Source organism: Pseudomonas sp. AP19 (assembly GCF_001728855.1).
In the GTDB taxonomy this organism is placed as follows: Bacteria; Pseudomonadota; Gammaproteobacteria; order Pseudomonadales; family Pseudomonadaceae; genus Aquipseudomonas; species Aquipseudomonas fluorescens.
Map to the genome: position 1 here is coordinate 17,845 of NZ_LXJP01000066.1, position 17,046 is coordinate 34,890.

Below are 17,046 nucleotides of genomic sequence, written 5' to 3' on the forward strand. Positions count from 1 at the left end.
TCAGTACACGCCATCCAGCTGGTTGCAGTACTCAGGATACCTGGGAGGTCACTGATTCCCCCTGTTGGGTGCTGGGTTCCGGGAGATTCATTGGGTGACAGCACCGCAACATTCGTAGCGCCTTCCAAGGCCCGGTTCGCAAACAAGTAAAGGATCACTGTGTTTCCTCTCCAATGCTGGCTTTCCAAGCGCTCTGGATCGCTGGAACCTTGGTCGACCGAACCCCAATGGCTTCCAGCCCCTTCCTGATCTCCCGATAGGTCTTCAAGAAGTCCGACTTAGGTAACGTCCACTGAACGCACAGAAAGCCGTCATCACCCTGCGGACGCAGCCAGTGATGCTTGAGTGGCGAAAACGCAAACAGATCGCCCGGGCGGACCGTCATCGATGTAACGAACCCAGGAGCCACCATAACTTCAAATAGGTGGTTAGCTTGAACAGCCAGGGTGAGGAAGATCGACTCACCCCAAGATGGATCGGTGTGTGGGTGGGCCTGGACACAGCCCAGCCAGTCGGCAAGATCAGTCCTAGGAAGGGGAAGGTCATCCAACGCGACAACCTCAATATCCCAGGATGCAGCGCATTCTAGGGCAGCCTCTGGTATCTCAAGCCTCTCAATGCTGGCTGCGTCTATTCGCATGCGGCGCAGCGCGCGAGGAAGGGCGCATTGAGTATTCATCACACTCGATCTCAGAAAAAGGACAGCTGTTGAGGTTGGATCTGCAGAGCCGGGATCAACTGGATAGCGCTCTCACCCTCTTCAGCAGCAACCCCGCCCTTCAGTCGCATCTGTTCCATCAGTTCCTCGTAGCGTTGAATGATGCTCTCGGGTGTGGAGCATTTGATGGTAAGCCCCACGCCCGACGCCACCTCGCTGCGAATTTCTGCCAGCAACTTTGCCTCCTCAAATGTTGGGATGCAGGTTGGCCAGCCTTTCGAATAGAGAAGATGCTTGGGGATTGCGGCTTCTAAAGCCTTGCGGCGTAAGGATACCTGCTTTGCCAGCGCCAGGCGGTCCAAGGTTTCGGGTGACAAGAGGGCCGGGTTTACATCCCCTAGCCATTTGTTGCTTTGGAAGGCGAATGTGGAGTCAATCTCCAGATCAACCATCTGTCTGTACAGCGGATGCCCGGCCTCATCCAAAGATGCGTTATATGCATCACCTGCACTGGACATTATGCACCAACGGCAACTCACTCTCGTCATGTTATAACGTGTATATGCTTCATGCGGCTCCAGACCCTCACTGGCAATAGCAGCCCAGACAGCTTCCACATCCCACTCAATGATCGGATTCCACTGATATGCTTCAAACCCGCGGCGCGCGGCAATAGGTTCATGTTTAGCAACAGGCATTTTCGCCCGATTAGACGACTCCTGGCGACGAACCCCAGTGGCGTTGAGAATGTTGAAATCCGGGTATGCGCGCTTCAGGTGGCTGCGTATCACAGAACTTTTTAGCTCACTGGTGCAAAAGCGAAGAGATGGGGTGGACCACGGCAAGATCAGTTGGACGCAACTCAGATCAATGTACCGCTGGATATTATTCTCCCAGCGCTTCAGCCATCGCTCCATCATTCCGCCGGCGGCACGTTTTACAACCTCAAGTTTCCACCCGAGCTTATCGGCCGCCTCTTGGCACTTAACCAAGCTCTGATCCCATTCGACAGATCCCAAGTCAGCGTGTACAGCCGTCCTGAGTCCTTGGAAGTCTATGCTGTCTAAATACCGATGAACTGCTATCAAGCACGCAATTGAGTCTTTGCCCCCTGAAACTCCGAGGGCAACAACCGTCCTCTGCTTCAAAAGCATGTCGATCTCGGGTGTAGTGGCTACTGGGGGAAGGGAGGACATAGTGTTGGTTCCTGGCTTAATTTCGATGACCCATAGTGAAGTCGGCCAGAGAGTGGCAGAAGCACTAAGGCAGATGTTTCATCGCAAGGTAAGATGCCCAGGTAGGAAATGAATACTGGTGGTGATAAGGGGCAGGATCATTGAGGCCGAGCACCAACGATCCTGCAAATCAATGCGGAGTCGGGCTACTGGTTGTAATGATTTTGTTCTGAAAGCGAGTTACCCAGCAGTGATGAAAGGCGCATGCCCCCGATCTCCGCAATAAGGCTCTCGACAGTGATCAGCGCACAGACACGTATCTGTTGCTTGTCGATTGAACCTGTTCCGCCGCCCAGCACCAGTGAAGCGTTGCCAGCCGACAGACTTGCGATTCTACAGCCAGTCTCATAGAGGCTCACAACCAAAGGCCGATCACCCCGTGAGCCGACCGATTTCGGCTCTGCATGGACTGATATGTTGAAATCCGTTTCGTTAATACGGTGCTTGAACAGATCAAACTGCTCTACCTCCACCATCTCACCTTTGCGTCCAGCAACGAGAATCGAGTGCGACATTTTGTTCTTCCTTCTACAGGTCCGAAGACCTCATCCATTTCATGTGCGCCCTTGGGCACAACAGTTGGCCTTAACTGGCTCTGACTCCCTTTTCGGCAGATGTCCCCAAGTAGTTAAGACCGTTCGTCGGTTCTGAGAAGAGTTTCACAAAACTGAGGTCGAGCCTTGATTTGGACACATCGCCTTTAGCTACAGGCCAGAAAGGCGAGCCGTAAGGGACAAGTGCTGAGGATAAGCTCACGATTCTGTAAAGTCAGGCCAAACTGGCGTCACGTTTTTCAAAGAGCCAGCTGGATGATCGGCAGAGCGAGGGTGAAGACAATCATCAAGAAGAAGGTCAACTTGAGCATGAGTATTCGACCACCGCAGACCAACAGGGCAGGGGAGAATCCTGCCAGTTGAGCTCGGGTCACTGGCGAGGTGGAGGTGAACCGGAAATCGCCGGAAGTCAACACCATGACCAGGGAATGAATGATCACAAAAATGACCGCCGCCCTCGGCAGATGGGAGCACTCTCTCTGCAACGGAGCCGAAACCGGCGGCCGCAAGCATACAAGTCAAAGGGACCATGACTTGGCCTCACTAACCGGGAAAATGGCACCTACTGACGTGAGGTCTTGAAGCATGGCTTTCACTTCTGAACTGTCTTCGTTGACTTCCGATCGAAGGGATCGGCTACTACCTTGCTTGAGCTTAAGGCAAGCGTTACCGACCTTCACCAGGTGGACGATGGTGCCGAAGGCCTCCGCCCTGGAGGTCGATGTGTAGCCCTTGCCGAGTTGCTTGAGCCGCGAAAACCAGCCCGAGGACTCGATATTCGACTGGGGTTTCATACGGACCTGAATCATGGATCAATCCTGCTTAGAAATTTGGTAATCCATGATGGGGGCAGAGAATGTGTGTCAGGAGCAGGTATCCGCTGTTCTAAGGGTGTACCGATACCGGCCAGGCCTTGAGTGCGGGCAAGAGCTGCACCGGGTAGAATGGACAAATTCAACTAGTAAACCGAGGTTCTACTCAACGAATCTGGGCAAATCGTATTTTGCAGAATGCTGAGGAGCAATTGATGGCTAGCACCGGAAAAAAGGCTATTGCGAAGACTGGGAGCAAAGCTACAGACAAACCCCCCCAACTCGCCCTTTTTGAGCTTCTAGACTCCTCGGAATCCGACTACAGCAATACGATCGAGCTTTATGACGCCTTGCCGAAATACGTCTGGGCGAATACTGAACTCGACCTTAGAGAGAACAGCGTTATCACCCGGCAGTTGAAATCGCGCGGGGCGGTCTACACGATCAAGATCAAGCCGGCCGTTGTTGAGCGTACCAACGACGCAGGCGAGACGGTCAGCGTCATGCTCTATCCAGGGTCGAGAGAGGAAATAGTCGAGGAAGCGCTGAGGAAAATTGCCGTAAACGGTAATTCCTTCGAGTCGCCAGATGATAAAGAGGTTGGGGTCTACTTCACCATCAGCCAGCTTAGGAAAGAGCTCGCCAGGACGAAACACTCCTACAGCGCCCAGGAAGTACAAGAAGCTCTGGATGTCATGAGCTCATCTCTTCTCGAGTGCTCAACAGGGTCGGGCAAGGGGCGGAACAGCTACCGCGGCAACTTGCTGCCAAAACTCGCTATCACAACGCGCGAAGACTATCTGAGTGATGGGTCGGCAAGGTGCTTTGCGACTTTTCACCCGCTGGTGACCTTGGGTGTTAAAACCCAGGCGTTCAGGATGTATGACTACAGCATTTCGATGGGGCTGAAGTCCGACCTGGCACGTTACATTTACAAGCGCATCTCCCATTACTGGACCCAGGCATCGCTGAATCACCCCTACCAACCAAAGTTGGTCAGCTTCCTAGAGCAGAGCCCTCGTGGTCTCTCAGAGCGGATGAAGGACAACATGCGGGCCATGCGGACAGCGCTGAATAGCCTCGCTGAACAGAATGTGATCCTCCCCGGGTGGAACGAAATGATAATCAAGGACGATCATGACAAGAGGGTCACCAAGGACATTCAATTCGAAATCTTACCCCACGACAATTTCATCAAACACATGATGAGGGCGAACAAGAAGGCCAGCGACATCAAGGGCAAGACAGGCATCGCCGATGCTAAAGATGCAGTTAAGGGGAAAAATGTCATTGAGAGTTCCGCCGGGGCTACGCATAACATAGGCGCTGAAGGCTCATTCCCTGAGGACGGATCCGACCAAGTGTTCGACTGATCGGGCTCAACAAACCTACAACATCTTCATGGTGACTCCTGGTCTGGCCAGGTCCGGCTCACTGAACCTACAACCTTGTCATGCCATCTTGGGCCCAGCAAACCTACAACCTACAATGGTGTGGCCGAGAATCGATTTAGATAGAGCCCGACAAACCTACAACCCCATTTCAGCTAAGACCAGCCAGCGCATACTCGTAATTGCAGCGCACCAAACCTACAACCCTCGGCGGTCGATCCAATCTGAAAAAACCGCCCAGCACTGCACTGTGCCCTGGATATACAAGTCACCTGGGTTACCCAACGTGATGACGTATCAGGCCTACAGCCCCCATTGGCTAAGCCTTGTGGTGGATTTATGGAAAAAGTGTAGGGAGCTCTGCTGAATAAATAGGGCGCAGCAAACCTACAACATCGGCGGGTTGTGAGGGTGAGATTGGGCGCAGCAAACCTACAACCATCAAAAATCATAGGCACTGATATCAGTTGGTTAAGGTTGATACCTAATCTTAAATATCGATTTACGTCGTAACGCTATGAAATACATATAGTTCCAGTTCAGAAAGGATTTCACTTGAATTGGAAGTCCGGTGGCAATAATGGGCGCAGTAAACCTCCAACCCCAACACCTACCTGCAGATAGGGCGCATCAAACCTCCAACCCTGGGGGCGCGGCCAGCGTGTACGCACGAGAAGGCCTACGGACAACCCCCAGCATTAAGATCTCTGCATAACGTGTTGAATTGGCTTGGTTTCACGACTGATCTCTCCAGTAAAAGCCCTTACCTAAGTGTCGTGAGAAGTAGAGCGCAGCATACCTACAACCTCAGTCCTGGGGATTGCCGAAGAAGGGCTCACCAAACCTACAACATCACACGATCGGACTGCCCAGATAAAGAGCGCACCAAACCTACAACGCAGGCCAGATATGGCTTGAGAAAGTTCCTCATAAGATCCTTGTGGCTAAGCCTGTGTGTAACTGACAAAAAGTTGTAGGTTTGCAGGGCCCGAAACTCAGCAGGTTGTAGGTTTGCTGCGCCCAACAGATTTGGAGGCGACAGATCCCACAAAAAAAACCTCCTGAATTGCTGCAGAGTTGTAGGTTTGGTGCGCCGCACAGGTGAGAGCCTTTCCAGATCCACCAATTAACCTCGATCGGGTTGTAGGTTTAATGGGCTCAACTGGTCAGTGGAGGTGCTGAAAGGGGGTAAATGTGGATAAACTTGTGGATAAAAGCGGACCAAAAATAAGGGTTGTAGGTCTGGAGGGCCCTAAGTAGTAGGTCTGTTCCGCTCCATGATGTAGGTATGCTGGGCCTGAATTTTAGCTGACATCCACGTAGCATAAGGGCTGTAGGCTGAAATACCTCGCCCTATCCGTTCTTAATCGCTCTTAGCCTTTTAACCCAAAAAAAAACACCTCGCTTCGCAACCGGGGAACTGGAAAAGCCCGAAAAACATCAGAAAACGAGATTGGGCAGGAAAAAATCGGCCACTATCTTCCAGTAAAAATCGGATTGGTTTCGTTCTCATCGCGAATCGCATTCATAAGATTGTAGAGCGCTTCCCGCACCTTGGGGGATCGGCCACCTCCAGTGACTGAGGTGCAAAATTCAAGAGCTAGAGATTCACCCTCTGTGCTGATCACCTCGATGATCACGTCAGCGTCACCATCCATGATCATGCGCAGCCGGCCCAAGCCCATGTCATCTTTCCTCTCGAAGAACTCAAGCAGGGGAATGGGGGGGCTCGATTGACGTTCCAGTGTGACCAAATGCGCTTCTGCAGCTGCAATTACCTGGTGACCAAAATAGTCTGTCTCGAGACGTCCACCATTGTCATCGATGACGTAATCACGAACAGCCTGGATTGCCGATTTACTGATTGATGACATCGCGGTGTCTCCACACTGGTTCGATCGTTGAAATCAGATTGATCGAAATAGCCCAACCTAGGCCCTTTACCAAGCACGACGGATCAAGGTTACCTGGAAACACATGCAGGACATCAGCACTGATTCAATGCTTCAAGGCCATGGCCATGCCGGCATCAGAAGAGAGCAAATGTACTTCTCCATGACGTAGATCCAACCCTGTGACTTCGAGATCGAGCTTATCCTTACCAGCCTCAAAGGTGCACTGGTACTGTCGGTGTATGCGATTGGCCATCATTTCAACGGGGTCCCTGTGACAGATCGGTGAGCCTCACTAATGCCAGCCAGCGCCTCACGCATTTGATCTCGCTCGGTACGAGTGAAATGATCGGTATGGGCTGAGCGCAAAAGCTTGTGTTTAAGGTCACTGTGCTGAGCGTACAGCTGTGCAGCATCACGCGTGGGATTCAACAAAGGGTGTAAATGAGCGGTTTGAAGTTTCATGCATATACCCATCAGATTTCATCTCGGTAAATCATTCACACCGAGTGGTTATAAAAACGATGTGGACGGCTAAGTCGCCTTGACCACTAACCGAGTCATCATCATTTGGAAGGGGTTGTGCCAGAAGCCCCCGGGCGAATACGGGTTACACTGGGCGCACGATCAAGTGTTAAGGACTCGGCGCAATGACTGCCACAAATCCAGACCCTTACCAGGAACCTGACGTCATCGTGGATGCGAGAGGACTTCAATGTCCCATACCGATCCTGAAGGCTCGGCTCGAATGCAATCGAATGTCAGAAGGGCAGGTACTGCAGGTCTTGTCGACCGACGCTGGGAGCAAGAGGGACTTCAAAACCTTTGCTCAACAGACTGGCCACGAATTGATAGGAGAGGCAGAAGAAGGTGGAGTTTTCGGATTTTGGTTGAGGATTCAGCTAGGGGAATGAAGCGGTACGGGCATTCCTTCAGCCCGTACCGAACTCGAGCAACCTTCAGCTTATCGACCAATCTCAAGCAATGCAGCCGGATTGTTCTTGAAAGCTGATGCAAAGGCCGAGCGATTTTTCGCCATGAAAATACCTACTTCTTCGCCCATTTTCTCATCTAACCCAGGCACATTCTGAATCAGTGCCGCAGTGAGTGCTTCAGCAAGCTCAAGCATCGCATCATGTTGATCTGCCGCCTTTTTTTCCACGAAGATTGTCTCCAGGTCTCGGGTACTGCGATACAAGGTTTCTACAGCCATGATTGGCCTCGTTTATGTGATGACTTTTAGTCGGATACTGATTCAGCAAGCAGATTTTCAGCTCAACGCTACAGGTTGCTAGCCTGAACAGAATTATTGTCTACGGCCGTGTGTGTCAAAACCCCACAAGTGAATTCAGCAAGATCTGTACCTGGATTCTGTTTCAGATAGGCCTTGCCCATCTCGCTTTCAAGTGAGAAACCACGCTTGAGCTTGTAGTCAAAGAGATTTATGGCATGTGAGGGCGTATGCCAATGAGAATACTCAGCTAGCGTCAGGGTGTTGCCGTGTACCACAACGGCCGGGATGTGAAGCAAGCTCAACTGAATGAAGGCCATGTGAACGGCGCGTATGTCGAGATCGATCAAGGTGGCGTGCAGGTGCTGCTGGTAATTGATACCCAGTTCTAGCATTGAATTAGCAAACCCTATGACCATTGCCCCCGATCCGCTTGCTGGTTCCGAAAGAGTCACGAAACCTCTACGCTTCACCTGTGCCTGAATATGATCGCTATCCATTGCGAGCTTTGAAAGCAGGGTGGAAATAGAGGGTGGGGTGAAAAATTGCCCCATATCGGCATTTGAAACCCCGAGGGTCATGTACAGCTCGCCGAGTAGATCACCAGCCTGTAAACCAAGAGCTTGAACGAGATGCTGCAGTAGATCACCGAATTTGGGCTGATCGTGTGGTTTGTACTTACCAATGAGGGTTCGATAGCGGGCTTCCCGAGCCTCACGAGCAGATTGATCGAAGGAATTGCGTATCGCGATTGCGGCCATCTCAACAAAATCGGCGAATACGCTCCTGGCTGGGTAGTAGCCTACAGAGCTGATGATGCTAGACATCGTCGCAAGGCTTTCTTTGGTACTGGGCATTGAAGCACTCCATGATTGAGCTATAGGAGTGAGTCTGTAGCGAGTGGCTGGGTGCCAGAACCACAATTTTGCTTACGGCATTTTGGCTCGCCGTTTTGACTAGGTGCCGTTAGGGTGAGTGGTGGGCGTCTTCCATGCCTGCTACCTGGCCGCAATGAAGCGGCCTGTACCGATCTGAACAGGAATCTATTCGTGAAGAAAGTTGCACTGATTGCGGCTGCTGTATTGTCCCTGACCATCCTGGGCGGTTGCGCTAACGGAAAGTCACCTCTTGACTACGAGACTGGGACTTTCGTCGCGCCAGAGAAAGTTCAACAGCTTAAAACTGCTCGCGCATCTCAAGGTAAGCGTCCGAACTACACCGCCTTGCATCTCAGACCTTAATCCCCTTTAACCGCTGATTGACGCGCTCACACTCAAAAACTGCGAAATTGCACCCCACTTGACCACCCATTTGCGTTGCAACTGACCAATCATTTGCATTCGAAGTGATCAGGACTCTCGGCTCTGTAGGGTAAGAGCGTGGCTAAAAGCAGACCGTAGGTTTGGCCAGTCAACGGGGCTCATTGAGCGCCGCTCTTTTCCTGTTCAAGCCGACAAACAGGGGGGCAATGAAACGGGAAATCGTAGGCTAAGGCGCGAAGTTTTCGTGGCTATCTATTCCATGCAGCGAATCGATCAGCGGGCAGCTAACCGTCCCGTGGCTCGCGCAACAGTCATCAACCAACTGCGCCAGGACCAACTCGATCCGCCGCAGATCCGCAAGTTTCCCCCGCACGTCTTCGAGCTTCTGCTCGGCGTGCACACGCGCATCATTGCAGTGCGTACCGTCATCGAGCCGCAACAGTCCGGCCACTTCATCGAGGCTGAAGCCCAGCCGTTGTGCGGACTTCACGAATTTCACCCGTGCAATATCCGCCTCGCCGTAGCGACGAATGCTGCCGTAGGGCTTGTCCGGTTCGGGCAACAGCCCTTTGCGTTGATAGAACCGAATGGTTTCCACGTTAACCCCGGCTGCCTTGGCAAAGACGCCAATGGTCAGGCTTTCCGCAGTGTTTTTCATACCGCTTGACTCCGTACCTGACTACGGAAATAACCTTAACCCATCGATCAAACATTCGAAAGGTTGAACCCATGTCTGAATCACAAAAGGGCCGTGGTGCACTCCTCGCTGGAGGTCTGGCGGCGATCCTTGCGTCCACCTGCTGCCTGGGCCCGCTGGTGCTAATTGCCCTGGGCTTCAGCGGCGCCTGGATCGGTAATCTCACCGTTCTGGAGCCCTACCGCCCGTTTTTCATCGGCGCGGCATTGTTGGCGCTGTTCTTCGCTTACCGGCGCATTTTCCGCCCGGCTCAAGCCTGCAAACCCGGTGAGACCTGCGCAATTCCGCAGGTACGAACTACCTACAAGTTCATTTTCTGGCTCGTGATGGCACTCGTGCTGGTCGCGCTCGGTTTCCCCTACATCCTCCCGTTGTTTTACTGATCAGGCAGGAGTCTCCCATGAAAAAGCTGTTTGCCGCTCTCGCGCTCATTGCCGTGGTTTCCCCGGTGTGGGCCGCCATCCAAACCGTCACCCTGTCGGTACCGGGCATGACCTGCGCCGCCTGTCCGATCACGGTCAAGAAAGCGCTGACCCAGGTCGAGGGCGTGACCAAGACCGAGGTGAGTTTCGAGAAACGCGAAGCCATCGTGACCTTCGACGATGCCAAGACCAACTCCGAGGCCCTGACCAAGGCGACCGAGGATGCCGGCTATCCATCTACCATCAAGCAATAGGAGGAAATACCAATGAGAAATCCTCTCAATCTGTTCACGCGGATCGGTGACAAAGCCAGTTCCGTCGGTGTGCTGGTTTCAGCCCTAGGCTGCGCCGCGTGTTTTCCTGCTCTGGCTAGCTTAGGCGCTGCAATCGGTCTGGGCTTTTTGAGCCAGTGGGAAGGCCTGTTCATCACCACGCTACTGCCCTTGTTTGCGGCCCTGGCGCTGCTCGTCAATTCCCTTGGCTGGCTCAAACATCGGCAGTGGCAGCGAACTGCACTCGGCCTGATAGGCCCTGTCCTGGTCTTGGCTGCGGTGTTTTTGATGCGGGCTTATGGCTGGCGGAGCGGTTGGCTGCTCTATATCGGTCTGGCCCTCATGCTTGGGGGCTCGATCTGGGATCTCGTGTCGCCCGCCCACCCCCGTTGCGCCCCGGGTGCCTGCCCACCACAGCCAAAACAGTAATGCCGCAAAGAGACCCATTTGAGGAAGTAAACGCTATGACCACACTGCGAATCCACGGTATGACCTGCGCCTCCTGTGCCGACCGCGTCAGAGATGCTCTGGAGGGAATCTCCGGCGTGCACCGGGCGGACGTCTCCTACGCCGGTGGGAAGGCCGAAATGACGGCCGACGCGGCTGTCAGCCGTGAACAAATGCAAGCCGCCGTCGAGGCCCTTGGGTATCAAGCGTCGTTCGAAGTCGCCTCGCTACAACCGCGCCCCGGCCAGCTCGATAAGGCGCTGGGCTGGTTGCGCAGCGACACCGAGGTCGGCAAAAACGGCGACGCGCTACACATTGCAGTCATAGGCAGCGGCGGTGCGGCAATGGCGGCCGCCTTGAAGGCGGTGGAAGCCGGCGCCCGCGTCACTCTGATCGAGCGCGGCACCATCGGCGGCACTTGCGTCAACGTCGGCTGCGTGCCGTCGAAAATCATGATTCGCGCCGCGCATGTGGCTCATTTGCGCCGCGAGAGTCCGTTCGATGACGGAATGCCCGCCACGCCGCCGACCGTCCTGCGCGAGCGGCTGCTCGCGCAACAGCAAGGCCTTGTCGACGAACTGCGTCACGCCAAGTACGAAGGCATTCTGGAGAGCACACCAGCCATCACCGTGCTGCGTGGCACCGCTCGCTTCCAGGACGGCCACACGCTCAGCGTCGAACTGGTCGAGGGGGGCGGGCGCGAAGTCGCGTTCGACCGCTGCCTGATCGCTACCGGCGCCGGTGCGGCCGTGCCGCCGATTCGCGGGCTGCAAGACACCCCCTATTGGACCTCGGAGGAGGCACTGGCCAGCGCCAGTATTCCGCAACGGCTCGCCGTGATCGGCTCATCCGTGGTGGCCTTGGAGCTGGCGCAAGCCTTTGCCCGGCTGGGTAGCCGCGTCACCATCCTGGCGCGCAACTCGCTGTTCTTCCGCGAAGATCCGGCCATCGGCGAGGCGCTGACCGCAGCCTTCCGCATGGAGGGCATCGACGTGCTTGAGCAGACACAAGCCAGTCAGGTGACCCACGCCAACGGCGAATTCGTACTGACCACCAACCACGGTGAACTGCGCGCCGACCAACTGTTCGTCGCCACCGGCCGCACGCCCAACACCCAAAGCCTGAACCTGGAAGCGGCGGGTGTACTGTTGGATGAACGCGGCGCCATTCAGATCGATCAGGGCATGCGCAGTAGCGCAGTGGATATCTATGCAGCCGGCGACTGCACCAACCAGCCGCAGTTCGTCTACGTCGCGGCGGCGGCTGGCACCCGTGCGGCGATCAACATGACCGGCGGCGAAGCTACGCTTAATCTCGATGCCATGCCGGCGGTGGTGTTCACCGATCCGCAGGTGGCCACCGTCGGTTACAGCGAAGCGGAAGCACAGCGCGCAGGCCTCGAAACCGACAGTCGCACGCTGAGCCTGGACAACGTGCCGCGTGCGCTGGCCAACTTCGACACGCGAGGGTTCATCAAGCTGGTCGCCGAAGCGGGTTCTGGTCGGTTGCTCGGCGTGCAGGCGGTGGCCCCGGAAGCGGGCGAGCTGATTCAGACGGCGGTGCTGGCTATTCGCAACCGCATGACCGTGCAGGAGCTGGCCGACCAGTTGTTCCCCTACCTAACCATGGTCGAGGGCCTGAAGCTCGCGGCGCAGACTTTCACCAAGGACGTAAAGCAATTGTCCTGCTGCGCTGGATGAATGGAGAGCACCATGAAATTTGCCCGCTACATTACCGAGATCGCCGAACGTCTCACCCCGACCAACCGGCCCAAAGGTTTTGCGGAGTTCTTGGTCGCGCTACTGGGTGAACTTGCCAAGGGACGCCCGATTTCGCGAACTACGCTTGCCAGGACTCTTGGCTGGCCCGCTGAGCAAGTGGCGGCTGTGCTCGAACAAGCCACCAGTACCGAATACGACAACGATGGGAACATCATCGGCTATGTCCTCACCTTGCGCGAGACGTCGCATGTCTTGGAAATTGACAACCGCCGGCTGTATGCCTGGTGCGCGCTGGACACCCTGATGCTCCCGGCGTTAATCGGCCGTACAGCTCGCGTCTCGTCGCATTGCGCTGCAACTGGAGCACCCGTTTCGCTTACGGTTTCACCCAGCGAGATACAGGCTGTTGAACCTGCCGACGTGGCAGTGTCACTGGTATTGCCGCAGGAGGCGGCCGACGTTCGTCAGTCCTTCTGTTGCCATGTGCATTTCTTCGCATCTATCCCAGCGGCAGAAGATTGGGCCTCCAAGCATCAAGGATTGACTATCGTAAGCGTCCAAGAGGCGTTCGGCGTGGGCCAGGAGCTTAATCGACATCTGTTGCAGACCCTTCCAATGAGAACATCGTGATTGGATTTCGACTCAATGTCCTACGGAGTGGGCATCGGATTTCTCTTTCCGACTTTGATCCGGTGATCCCAGCCATCGCCAAAGTCATAGACCTAGCGGAATGTCCTTTTCCCGTTCAACGCTTTGATCAGAGTCTTGCGGGTCTCCGAGTTCACGGGAGGCCCCCATCCATCGGAGTCGGGAATACCGTAACTCTCACCAGCTATTTCAAACTCATGCAGATGGTCATCGTGCCAGCCCATTGCGATCTGGATCACCGCGTGCAATTTGCCTAAGGTGATGTTCTCGGGCACCGCCACACGGCGCCAGATGGCAGGTTCGATCCACTTCAATTCAATGTGCAGTAGCAACAAATCAGGTTCGGGTTTTGGCAAGCGAACAGTTTTGACCATGGATCAGGCGGCCTCGCAGAGTTCCGTGGAGGCGAGAGAAACGTTCCAGGGCAGCAGTTCGTCGACCCGATTGATCGGGTGGTCGGCGATGCGCTCCAGCACGTGTGTCAAATAGGCTTGCGGGTTCAGGTCGTTGAGTTTGGCTGAACCCACCAGGCTGTAAATCGCAGCCGCTCGTTCGCCGCCGGCGTTGGAACCGACGAACAGATAATTTTTTCTGCCTAGCGCGACAGCACGTAGCGCGCGTTCGGCAGCGTTGTTGTCGATCTCAATTCGCCCGTCATCGCAATAGCGCACCAAGGCCTGCCACCGATTGAGGGCATAGAGAATCGCACCGCCCAATGCCGATTTTTTCGACAGTTGAGTCAGCGTCTGGTTGAGCCACGCGTGGAGTTGTTCCAGCAGCGGACTGGCTCGGCTTTGCCGAACCACTTTTCGCAGGTTGGGCGGTTGCCCTCGAATCTCGCTTTCGATGGCATACAGGGCCGCAATCCGTTGCAGCGCCTCGGCGGCAAGTGGTGAAGCCAGGTCTTTGTAGACCTCGTAAAACTTGCGCCGGGCGTGAGCCCAACACGCCGCTTCCTCAATGGTGCCCGTGGCATATAGTTGAGCAAAACCGGCATAGCCGTCCGCCTGCAAGATCCCGCTGAAGCGCTTGAGATGCGCGCGGGGATGTTGCCCCTTGCGATCCGGCGAGTAGGCAAACCAGACCGCCGCCGGTGTCGCGTCCCCCGTAGGTCGGTCGTCCCGCACGTACGTCCACAGGCGCGCCGATTTGGTCTTGCCGTTGCCCGGCGCGAGCACGCCAATCGGCGTGTCGTCGGCATGGACTTTGTGTCCGCTCATGACGTGGTGCTCAAGGGCGTTGATCAGTGGTCGCAGCAACTGACTGCTCTGGCCAACCCAGTCGGCCAGGGTTGAGCGCTCCAGCTCCACGCCCTCACGGGCGTAGATCTCGGACTGCCGATACAACGGCAAATGATCGACAAACTTCGAGACCAGCACATGGGCCAACAACCCTGGGCCGGCAAGACCTCGGGCGATCGGGCGACTCGGTGCCGGCACCTGGGCGAAGTGCTCGCAGCAGCGGCAAACCCACTTCGGACGGACATGGCGAATGACTTTGAAACGTGCCGGAACGTACTCCAGCACTTCGGACACATCCTCACCTAAATGGCGAAGCGTCCCACCGCAGCCAGTGCATTGCGACTCGGGCTGATGAACGTGGGTTTCGCGAGGTAGGTGTTCAGGCAATGGTTTACGGCGCGAAACTGCGCGAGGTGCCGGCTCGACTGGAGGTGTCATTTCGGCTTGGCTGATTTGCAGCTCATCAAGGCTCAACTGGAGCTGGTCGATCATCGCTTCCAGTTGCTCGGAGCTGCGACCGAACTGCGTACGACGCAGCTTGGCGATCATCATCTTCAAGCGCTCAATCTCTGCGTGCTGGGCAGCGATCAGCGCCTTCAAGGCTTGAAGATCATTCGGCAGGGAGTCGGTCACGAGGGTCATGCCCGAATATTACTGGGGATTTTTTCAGCGCGGCAAGTCAGACCGCGAGGACGGGTGCTGTACGAATTGGCCGGCGCCAATCAATGCCCTCCAACAGCATCGACAACTGCGCGGTCGTCAGCGACACGCTGCCGCTGGTTGCTTGCGGCCAGACAAAGCGTCCTTGCTCCAACCGTTTGCAAAACAGGCACAAGCCGTCGCCATCCCACCACAACAGTTTGATCCGGTCACCACGCCGTCCGCGAAAGGCGAAGATCTGACCGGAGAAGGGATCGGCTTCCAGTTGAGTCTGCACCATGGCCGCCAAACCGTCGAAGCCACGACGCATGTCCGTGACGCCAGCGGCGATCCAGATACGGGTTCCAGCGGGAGGGGCAATCATCGCACTAACTGCTGCAAGACGAGTTGCAGCGTCTGCGGGTCTGGTGCTCCGGTGATACGCAACTTGGCTTTTCCTACCTCAACTGCGATCTCGGAATGACACTCTGCCTGTGGCTGGAAGACTGGCGGCAGATCCATTGGCGCCTCGATCACCTGGACTGGCAAAAACGAAGCACTCTGGCTGACCGGGCCGAATAGCCCTTCTTGGTATTGCTGCCGCCAGCGAAAGACCAGATTGGCATTGACGTCATGTTCGCGAGCGATCAATGACACGGAGGCGCCAGGCTGGAAGGTGGCCTCGACGACTTGGCGTTTAAAGTCCAGCGGAAAGTTGGGGCGGCGACCGGCTCGACGGGCTGGGGCAACTGTATCCAAGATAGTGTCCACTAAAAAATGGTGTCCACTATCTTGGCCAATTTGGAGGGCTGTCAGGAGAGGGTGCTGGCCGGACGGTTACATCTCAAGAGCAAGTTGTTCAAGAAATTGGTTATCCATCTTCGAAAAGCGAAATCTCTTCCAAGGAAATGTGGCGATACGAATATAACCTCATTACCGCAATTCCTTTCGTCGGTAAAAACAAAGCCGAAGCGACCATCTTTGAATGGTCGAAGAGTGGTAAGTTGCTGGACGCTTACAAAACCAATGGTGGGAATGGTAGCTCCAGTAACCCACTCCTGAAAGCCGCTGGTATGTGATTTCCGTCAGATCAAAAAGGGGCTCAGATTGAGCCCCTTTTTGTATCTTGTGCTCATGATAGTCGACAAGGGTCAGGTCGGTGCTCGCAGAGGGCTGCAGATGGCGCTCATGACATTTTCATAGCTTGAGGCGGGCAAGTGTGAGAAAAGCGGGAGGCAGACCCTAGAGGGGCAATGACGGTCAAAAGGAGATGAGAGGCGGGCCGCATTTAGCTCGCGCGGATCAGTGTTTGACAACTGCAGAGGGGAATTGAATGTCAGGATCTTCACATCGCTTCAAAAGAGCTTCAATTTGTTGGCTGTAGTAGACCCAGTCAGCACAAGCATTGGCAATCGCTATCTTCATGGTGTCGGCCGATGATGCTTTAACCTCATCCCGCAAGCCCTCTGGAAAGCGAATGTTGAAACCTTGTACGGCGCCTTCCTTAGGGTCAATCCGCTGGAACCTTAAAAGCACCTCGTCAGCCACATCTGAGCCCAGCCGGGTGGCCAGGGAGTTGCGCATTGTGATCAGCCGGCGATGACTCTCAAATTGGCTGATTACTGCGAGTGCCACTTCACTGTTGAAGCTGCGGAACTGGCGTCGAGCCACTTCTTCGATAGCTTCTTTGAGCACGATAGGAATACGAAGTACGAATTTTTCAGCCGTCCGCGAAGGGGCCGCAGGGAATGCGGAATCCGGGGTTGATGTCAGGCTGGTCGGGCTAATCATGGTGTCAGACTCAGGTCAGTAGTCAATGAAGCATCGCGCATTCTCCGCTGAACCAGATCATTTTTCCAGTCAAGAACATGACGCCAAATCACCTGTTGTCGGTTTTCAACGGCAGTTTGGCGCTCTGTTTGAA

21 protein-coding genes and 1 pseudogene are annotated in these 17,046 nt (G+C 55.1%); 8 read left to right on the forward strand and 14 right to left on the reverse strand.

Translation table 11 applies throughout. The annotated features are described in order from the left end of the window. Nucleotides 1-154 precede the first annotated feature (154 nt). From A7D21_RS29470 to A7D21_RS29490, 5 genes are all read right to left on the reverse strand, one after another. Nucleotides 155-679, reverse strand: a complete 525-nt coding sequence (locus A7D21_RS29470) for a hypothetical protein (RefSeq protein ID WP_256556751.1) — start codon at nucleotides 677-679, stop codon at nucleotides 155-157. Between the two features lie 11 nt (nucleotides 680-690). Beyond that, nucleotides 691-1,854 (reverse strand): phosphoadenosine phosphosulfate reductase family protein, encoded by a 1,164-nt coding sequence (locus A7D21_RS29475; protein ID WP_069553362.1) that lies wholly within the window; start codon nucleotides 1,852-1,854, stop codon nucleotides 691-693. Between the two features lie 185 nt (nucleotides 1,855-2,039). Continuing rightward, a complete protein-coding gene (locus A7D21_RS29480) occupies nucleotides 2,040-2,408 on the reverse strand; it encodes a hypothetical protein (protein ID WP_017848238.1) in 369 nt (122 codons plus the stop codon). 278 nt (nucleotides 2,409-2,686) lie between these two features. Continuing rightward, nucleotides 2,687-2,887 carry a hypothetical protein gene (locus A7D21_RS29485; protein ID WP_141718290.1) on the reverse strand — a complete coding sequence of 67 codons (201 nt, stop codon included), beginning with the start codon at nucleotides 2,885-2,887 and terminating at the stop codon, nucleotides 2,687-2,689. Between the two features lie 78 nt (nucleotides 2,888-2,965). Next, on the reverse strand, nucleotides 2,966-3,256 hold the full coding sequence (locus tag A7D21_RS29490; protein WP_017848236.1) for a hypothetical protein: 291 nt from the start codon (nucleotides 3,254-3,256) through the stop codon (nucleotides 2,966-2,968). Nucleotides 3,257-3,474: 218 nt separating this feature from the next. Here A7D21_RS29490 and A7D21_RS29495 point away from each other — a divergent pair, with 218 nt between their 5' ends. Beyond that, entirely contained in the window at nucleotides 3,475-4,632 is a 1,158-nt protein-coding gene (locus tag A7D21_RS29495) for a replication protein (RefSeq protein ID WP_069553364.1), read from the forward strand. A gap of 1,493 nt (nucleotides 4,633-6,125) precedes the next feature. Here A7D21_RS29495 and A7D21_RS29500 read toward each other — a convergent pair. Next, nucleotides 6,126-6,524: a hypothetical protein gene (locus A7D21_RS29500; protein ID WP_017848234.1), complete on the reverse strand. Its 399-nt coding sequence runs from the start codon at nucleotides 6,522-6,524 to the stop codon at nucleotides 6,126-6,128. Between the two features lie 668 nt (nucleotides 6,525-7,192). Here A7D21_RS29500 and A7D21_RS29505 point away from each other — a divergent pair. After that, nucleotides 7,193-7,456 carry a sulfurtransferase TusA family protein gene (locus tag A7D21_RS29505; RefSeq protein WP_069553365.1) on the forward strand — a complete coding sequence of 88 codons (264 nt, stop codon included), beginning with the start codon at nucleotides 7,193-7,195 and terminating at the stop codon, nucleotides 7,454-7,456. A gap of 50 nt (nucleotides 7,457-7,506) precedes the next feature. On the opposite strand, the gene A7D21_RS29510 is transcribed toward A7D21_RS29505, so the two are convergent. Beyond that, complete coding sequence (locus tag A7D21_RS29510) at nucleotides 7,507-7,755, reverse strand: YebG family protein (protein ID WP_069553366.1); 249 nt, start codon at nucleotides 7,753-7,755, stop codon at nucleotides 7,507-7,509. 68 nt (nucleotides 7,756-7,823) lie between these two features. Further along, nucleotides 7,824-8,630: an N-6 DNA methylase gene (locus A7D21_RS29515; RefSeq protein ID WP_069553367.1), complete on the reverse strand. Its 807-nt coding sequence runs from the start codon at nucleotides 8,628-8,630 to the stop codon at nucleotides 7,824-7,826. A gap of 192 nt (nucleotides 8,631-8,822) precedes the next feature. On the opposite strand from A7D21_RS29515, the gene A7D21_RS34820 reads away from it, so the two are divergent. Further along, entirely contained in the window at nucleotides 8,823-9,014 is a 192-nt protein-coding gene (locus A7D21_RS34820; protein WP_083272265.1) for a hypothetical protein, read from the forward strand. 247 nt (nucleotides 9,015-9,261) lie between these two features. On the opposite strand, the gene merR is transcribed toward A7D21_RS34820, so the two are convergent. Continuing rightward, nucleotides 9,262-9,693 (reverse strand): Hg(II)-responsive transcriptional regulator, encoded by a 432-nt coding sequence (gene merR, locus A7D21_RS29520; RefSeq protein WP_003425050.1) that lies wholly within the window; start codon nucleotides 9,691-9,693, stop codon nucleotides 9,262-9,264. Nucleotides 9,694-9,764: 71 nt separating this feature from the next. Here merR and merT point away from each other — a divergent pair, with 71 nt between their 5' ends. The 5 genes from merT to merB are packed head-to-tail and all read left to right on the forward strand — an operon-like array spanning nucleotide 9,765 to nucleotide 13,224. After that, nucleotides 9,765-10,115, forward strand: a complete 351-nt coding sequence (merT, locus tag A7D21_RS29525) for a mercuric ion transporter MerT (protein ID WP_003425049.1) — start codon at nucleotides 9,765-9,767, stop codon at nucleotides 10,113-10,115. 17 nt (nucleotides 10,116-10,132) lie between these two features. Beyond that, nucleotides 10,133-10,408, forward strand: coding sequence for a mercury resistance system periplasmic binding protein MerP (gene merP, locus A7D21_RS29530; protein WP_003425048.1), 276 nt, complete (start codon nucleotides 10,133-10,135; stop codon nucleotides 10,406-10,408). A gap of 12 nt (nucleotides 10,409-10,420) precedes the next feature. After that, nucleotides 10,421-10,855, forward strand: a complete 435-nt coding sequence (merC, locus tag A7D21_RS29535) for an organomercurial transporter MerC (protein ID WP_003425046.1) — start codon at nucleotides 10,421-10,423, stop codon at nucleotides 10,853-10,855. 35 nt (nucleotides 10,856-10,890) lie between these two features. Continuing rightward, nucleotides 10,891-12,573: a mercury(II) reductase gene (merA, locus tag A7D21_RS29540; protein ID WP_003425044.1), complete on the forward strand. Its 1,683-nt coding sequence runs from the start codon at nucleotides 10,891-10,893 to the stop codon at nucleotides 12,571-12,573. Between the two features lie 12 nt (nucleotides 12,574-12,585). Then, entirely contained in the window at nucleotides 12,586-13,224 is a 639-nt protein-coding gene (merB, locus tag A7D21_RS29545; protein ID WP_003425042.1) for an organomercurial lyase MerB, read from the forward strand. A 92-nt stretch (nucleotides 13,225-13,316) separates the two neighbouring features. On the opposite strand, the gene A7D21_RS29550 is transcribed toward merB, so the two are convergent. The 5 genes and pseudogenes from A7D21_RS29550 to A7D21_RS29575 all read right to left on the reverse strand — a co-directional run bounded on the left by A7D21_RS29550 (nucleotide 13,317) and on the right by A7D21_RS29575 (nucleotide 16,913). Beyond that, nucleotides 13,317-13,616, reverse strand: a complete 300-nt coding sequence (locus A7D21_RS29550) for a plasmid pRiA4b ORF-3 family protein (RefSeq protein ID WP_003425039.1) — start codon at nucleotides 13,614-13,616, stop codon at nucleotides 13,317-13,319. Nucleotides 13,617-13,619: 3 nt separating this feature from the next. Beyond that, nucleotides 13,620-15,125 (reverse strand): IS66 family transposase, encoded by a 1,506-nt coding sequence (locus A7D21_RS29555; protein ID WP_003425038.1) that lies wholly within the window; start codon nucleotides 15,123-15,125, stop codon nucleotides 13,620-13,622. Nucleotides 15,126-15,162: 37 nt separating this feature from the next. Next, nucleotides 15,163-15,507, reverse strand: coding sequence for an IS66 family insertion sequence element accessory protein TnpB (gene tnpB, locus A7D21_RS29560; protein ID WP_003425037.1), 345 nt, complete (start codon nucleotides 15,505-15,507; stop codon nucleotides 15,163-15,165). A gap of 196 nt (nucleotides 15,508-15,703) precedes the next feature. Further along, nucleotides 15,704-15,800, reverse strand: a pseudogene (locus A7D21_RS36730) (transposase); the annotation flags it as partial. Nucleotides 15,801-16,424: 624 nt separating this feature from the next. Next, nucleotides 16,425-16,913: an Arc family DNA-binding protein gene (locus A7D21_RS29575; RefSeq protein ID WP_069553368.1), complete on the reverse strand. Its 489-nt coding sequence runs from the start codon at nucleotides 16,911-16,913 to the stop codon at nucleotides 16,425-16,427. Nucleotides 16,914-17,046: the final 133 nt, after the last annotated feature.

What these genes read in the sequence shown, in the direction of transcription:
- A7D21_RS29575 (WP_069553368.1), bottom strand. Translation starts at nt 16,913, where the DNA reads ATGATTAGCCCGACCAGCCTGACATCAACCCCGGATTCCGCATTCCCT.
- A7D21_RS29475 (WP_069553362.1), bottom strand. Translation starts at nt 1,854, where the DNA reads ATGTCCTCCCTTCCCCCAGTAGCCACTACACCCGAGATCGACATGCTT.
- tnpB (WP_003425037.1), bottom strand. Translation starts at nt 15,507, where the DNA reads ATGATTGCCCCTCCCGCTGGAACCCGTATCTGGATCGCCGCTGGCGTC.
- A7D21_RS29550 (WP_003425039.1), bottom strand. Translation starts at nt 13,616, where the DNA reads ATGGTCAAAACTGTTCGCTTGCCAAAACCCGAACCTGATTTGTTGCTA.
- merA (WP_003425044.1), top strand. Translation starts at nt 10,891, where the DNA reads ATGACCACACTGCGAATCCACGGTATGACCTGCGCCTCCTGTGCCGAC.
- A7D21_RS29500 (WP_017848234.1), bottom strand. Translation starts at nt 6,524, where the DNA reads ATGTCATCAATCAGTAAATCGGCAATCCAGGCTGTTCGTGATTACGTC.
- merC (WP_003425046.1), top strand. Translation starts at nt 10,421, where the DNA reads ATGAGAAATCCTCTCAATCTGTTCACGCGGATCGGTGACAAAGCCAGT.
- merP (WP_003425048.1), top strand. Translation starts at nt 10,133, where the DNA reads ATGAAAAAGCTGTTTGCCGCTCTCGCGCTCATTGCCGTGGTTTCCCCG.
- merR (WP_003425050.1), bottom strand. Translation starts at nt 9,693, where the DNA reads ATGAAAAACACTGCGGAAAGCCTGACCATTGGCGTCTTTGCCAAGGCA.
- A7D21_RS29495 (WP_069553364.1), top strand. Translation starts at nt 3,475, where the DNA reads ATGGCTAGCACCGGAAAAAAGGCTATTGCGAAGACTGGGAGCAAAGCT.
- A7D21_RS29505 (WP_069553365.1), top strand. Translation starts at nt 7,193, where the DNA reads ATGACTGCCACAAATCCAGACCCTTACCAGGAACCTGACGTCATCGTG.
- merB (WP_003425042.1), top strand. Translation starts at nt 12,586, where the DNA reads ATGAAATTTGCCCGCTACATTACCGAGATCGCCGAACGTCTCACCCCG.
- A7D21_RS29510 (WP_069553366.1), bottom strand. Translation starts at nt 7,755, where the DNA reads ATGGCTGTAGAAACCTTGTATCGCAGTACCCGAGACCTGGAGACAATC.
- A7D21_RS29480 (WP_017848238.1), bottom strand. Translation starts at nt 2,408, where the DNA reads ATGTCGCACTCGATTCTCGTTGCTGGACGCAAAGGTGAGATGGTGGAG.
- A7D21_RS29515 (WP_069553367.1), bottom strand. Translation starts at nt 8,630, where the DNA reads ATGCCCAGTACCAAAGAAAGCCTTGCGACGATGTCTAGCATCATCAGC.
- A7D21_RS29490 (WP_017848236.1), bottom strand. Translation starts at nt 3,256, where the DNA reads ATGATTCAGGTCCGTATGAAACCCCAGTCGAATATCGAGTCCTCGGGC.
- A7D21_RS29470 (WP_256556751.1), bottom strand. Translation starts at nt 679, where the DNA reads ATGAATACTCAATGCGCCCTTCCTCGCGCGCTGCGCCGCATGCGAATA.
- A7D21_RS29555 (WP_003425038.1), bottom strand. Translation starts at nt 15,125, where the DNA reads ATGACCCTCGTGACCGACTCCCTGCCGAATGATCTTCAAGCCTTGAAG.
- merT (WP_003425049.1), top strand. Translation starts at nt 9,765, where the DNA reads ATGTCTGAATCACAAAAGGGCCGTGGTGCACTCCTCGCTGGAGGTCTG.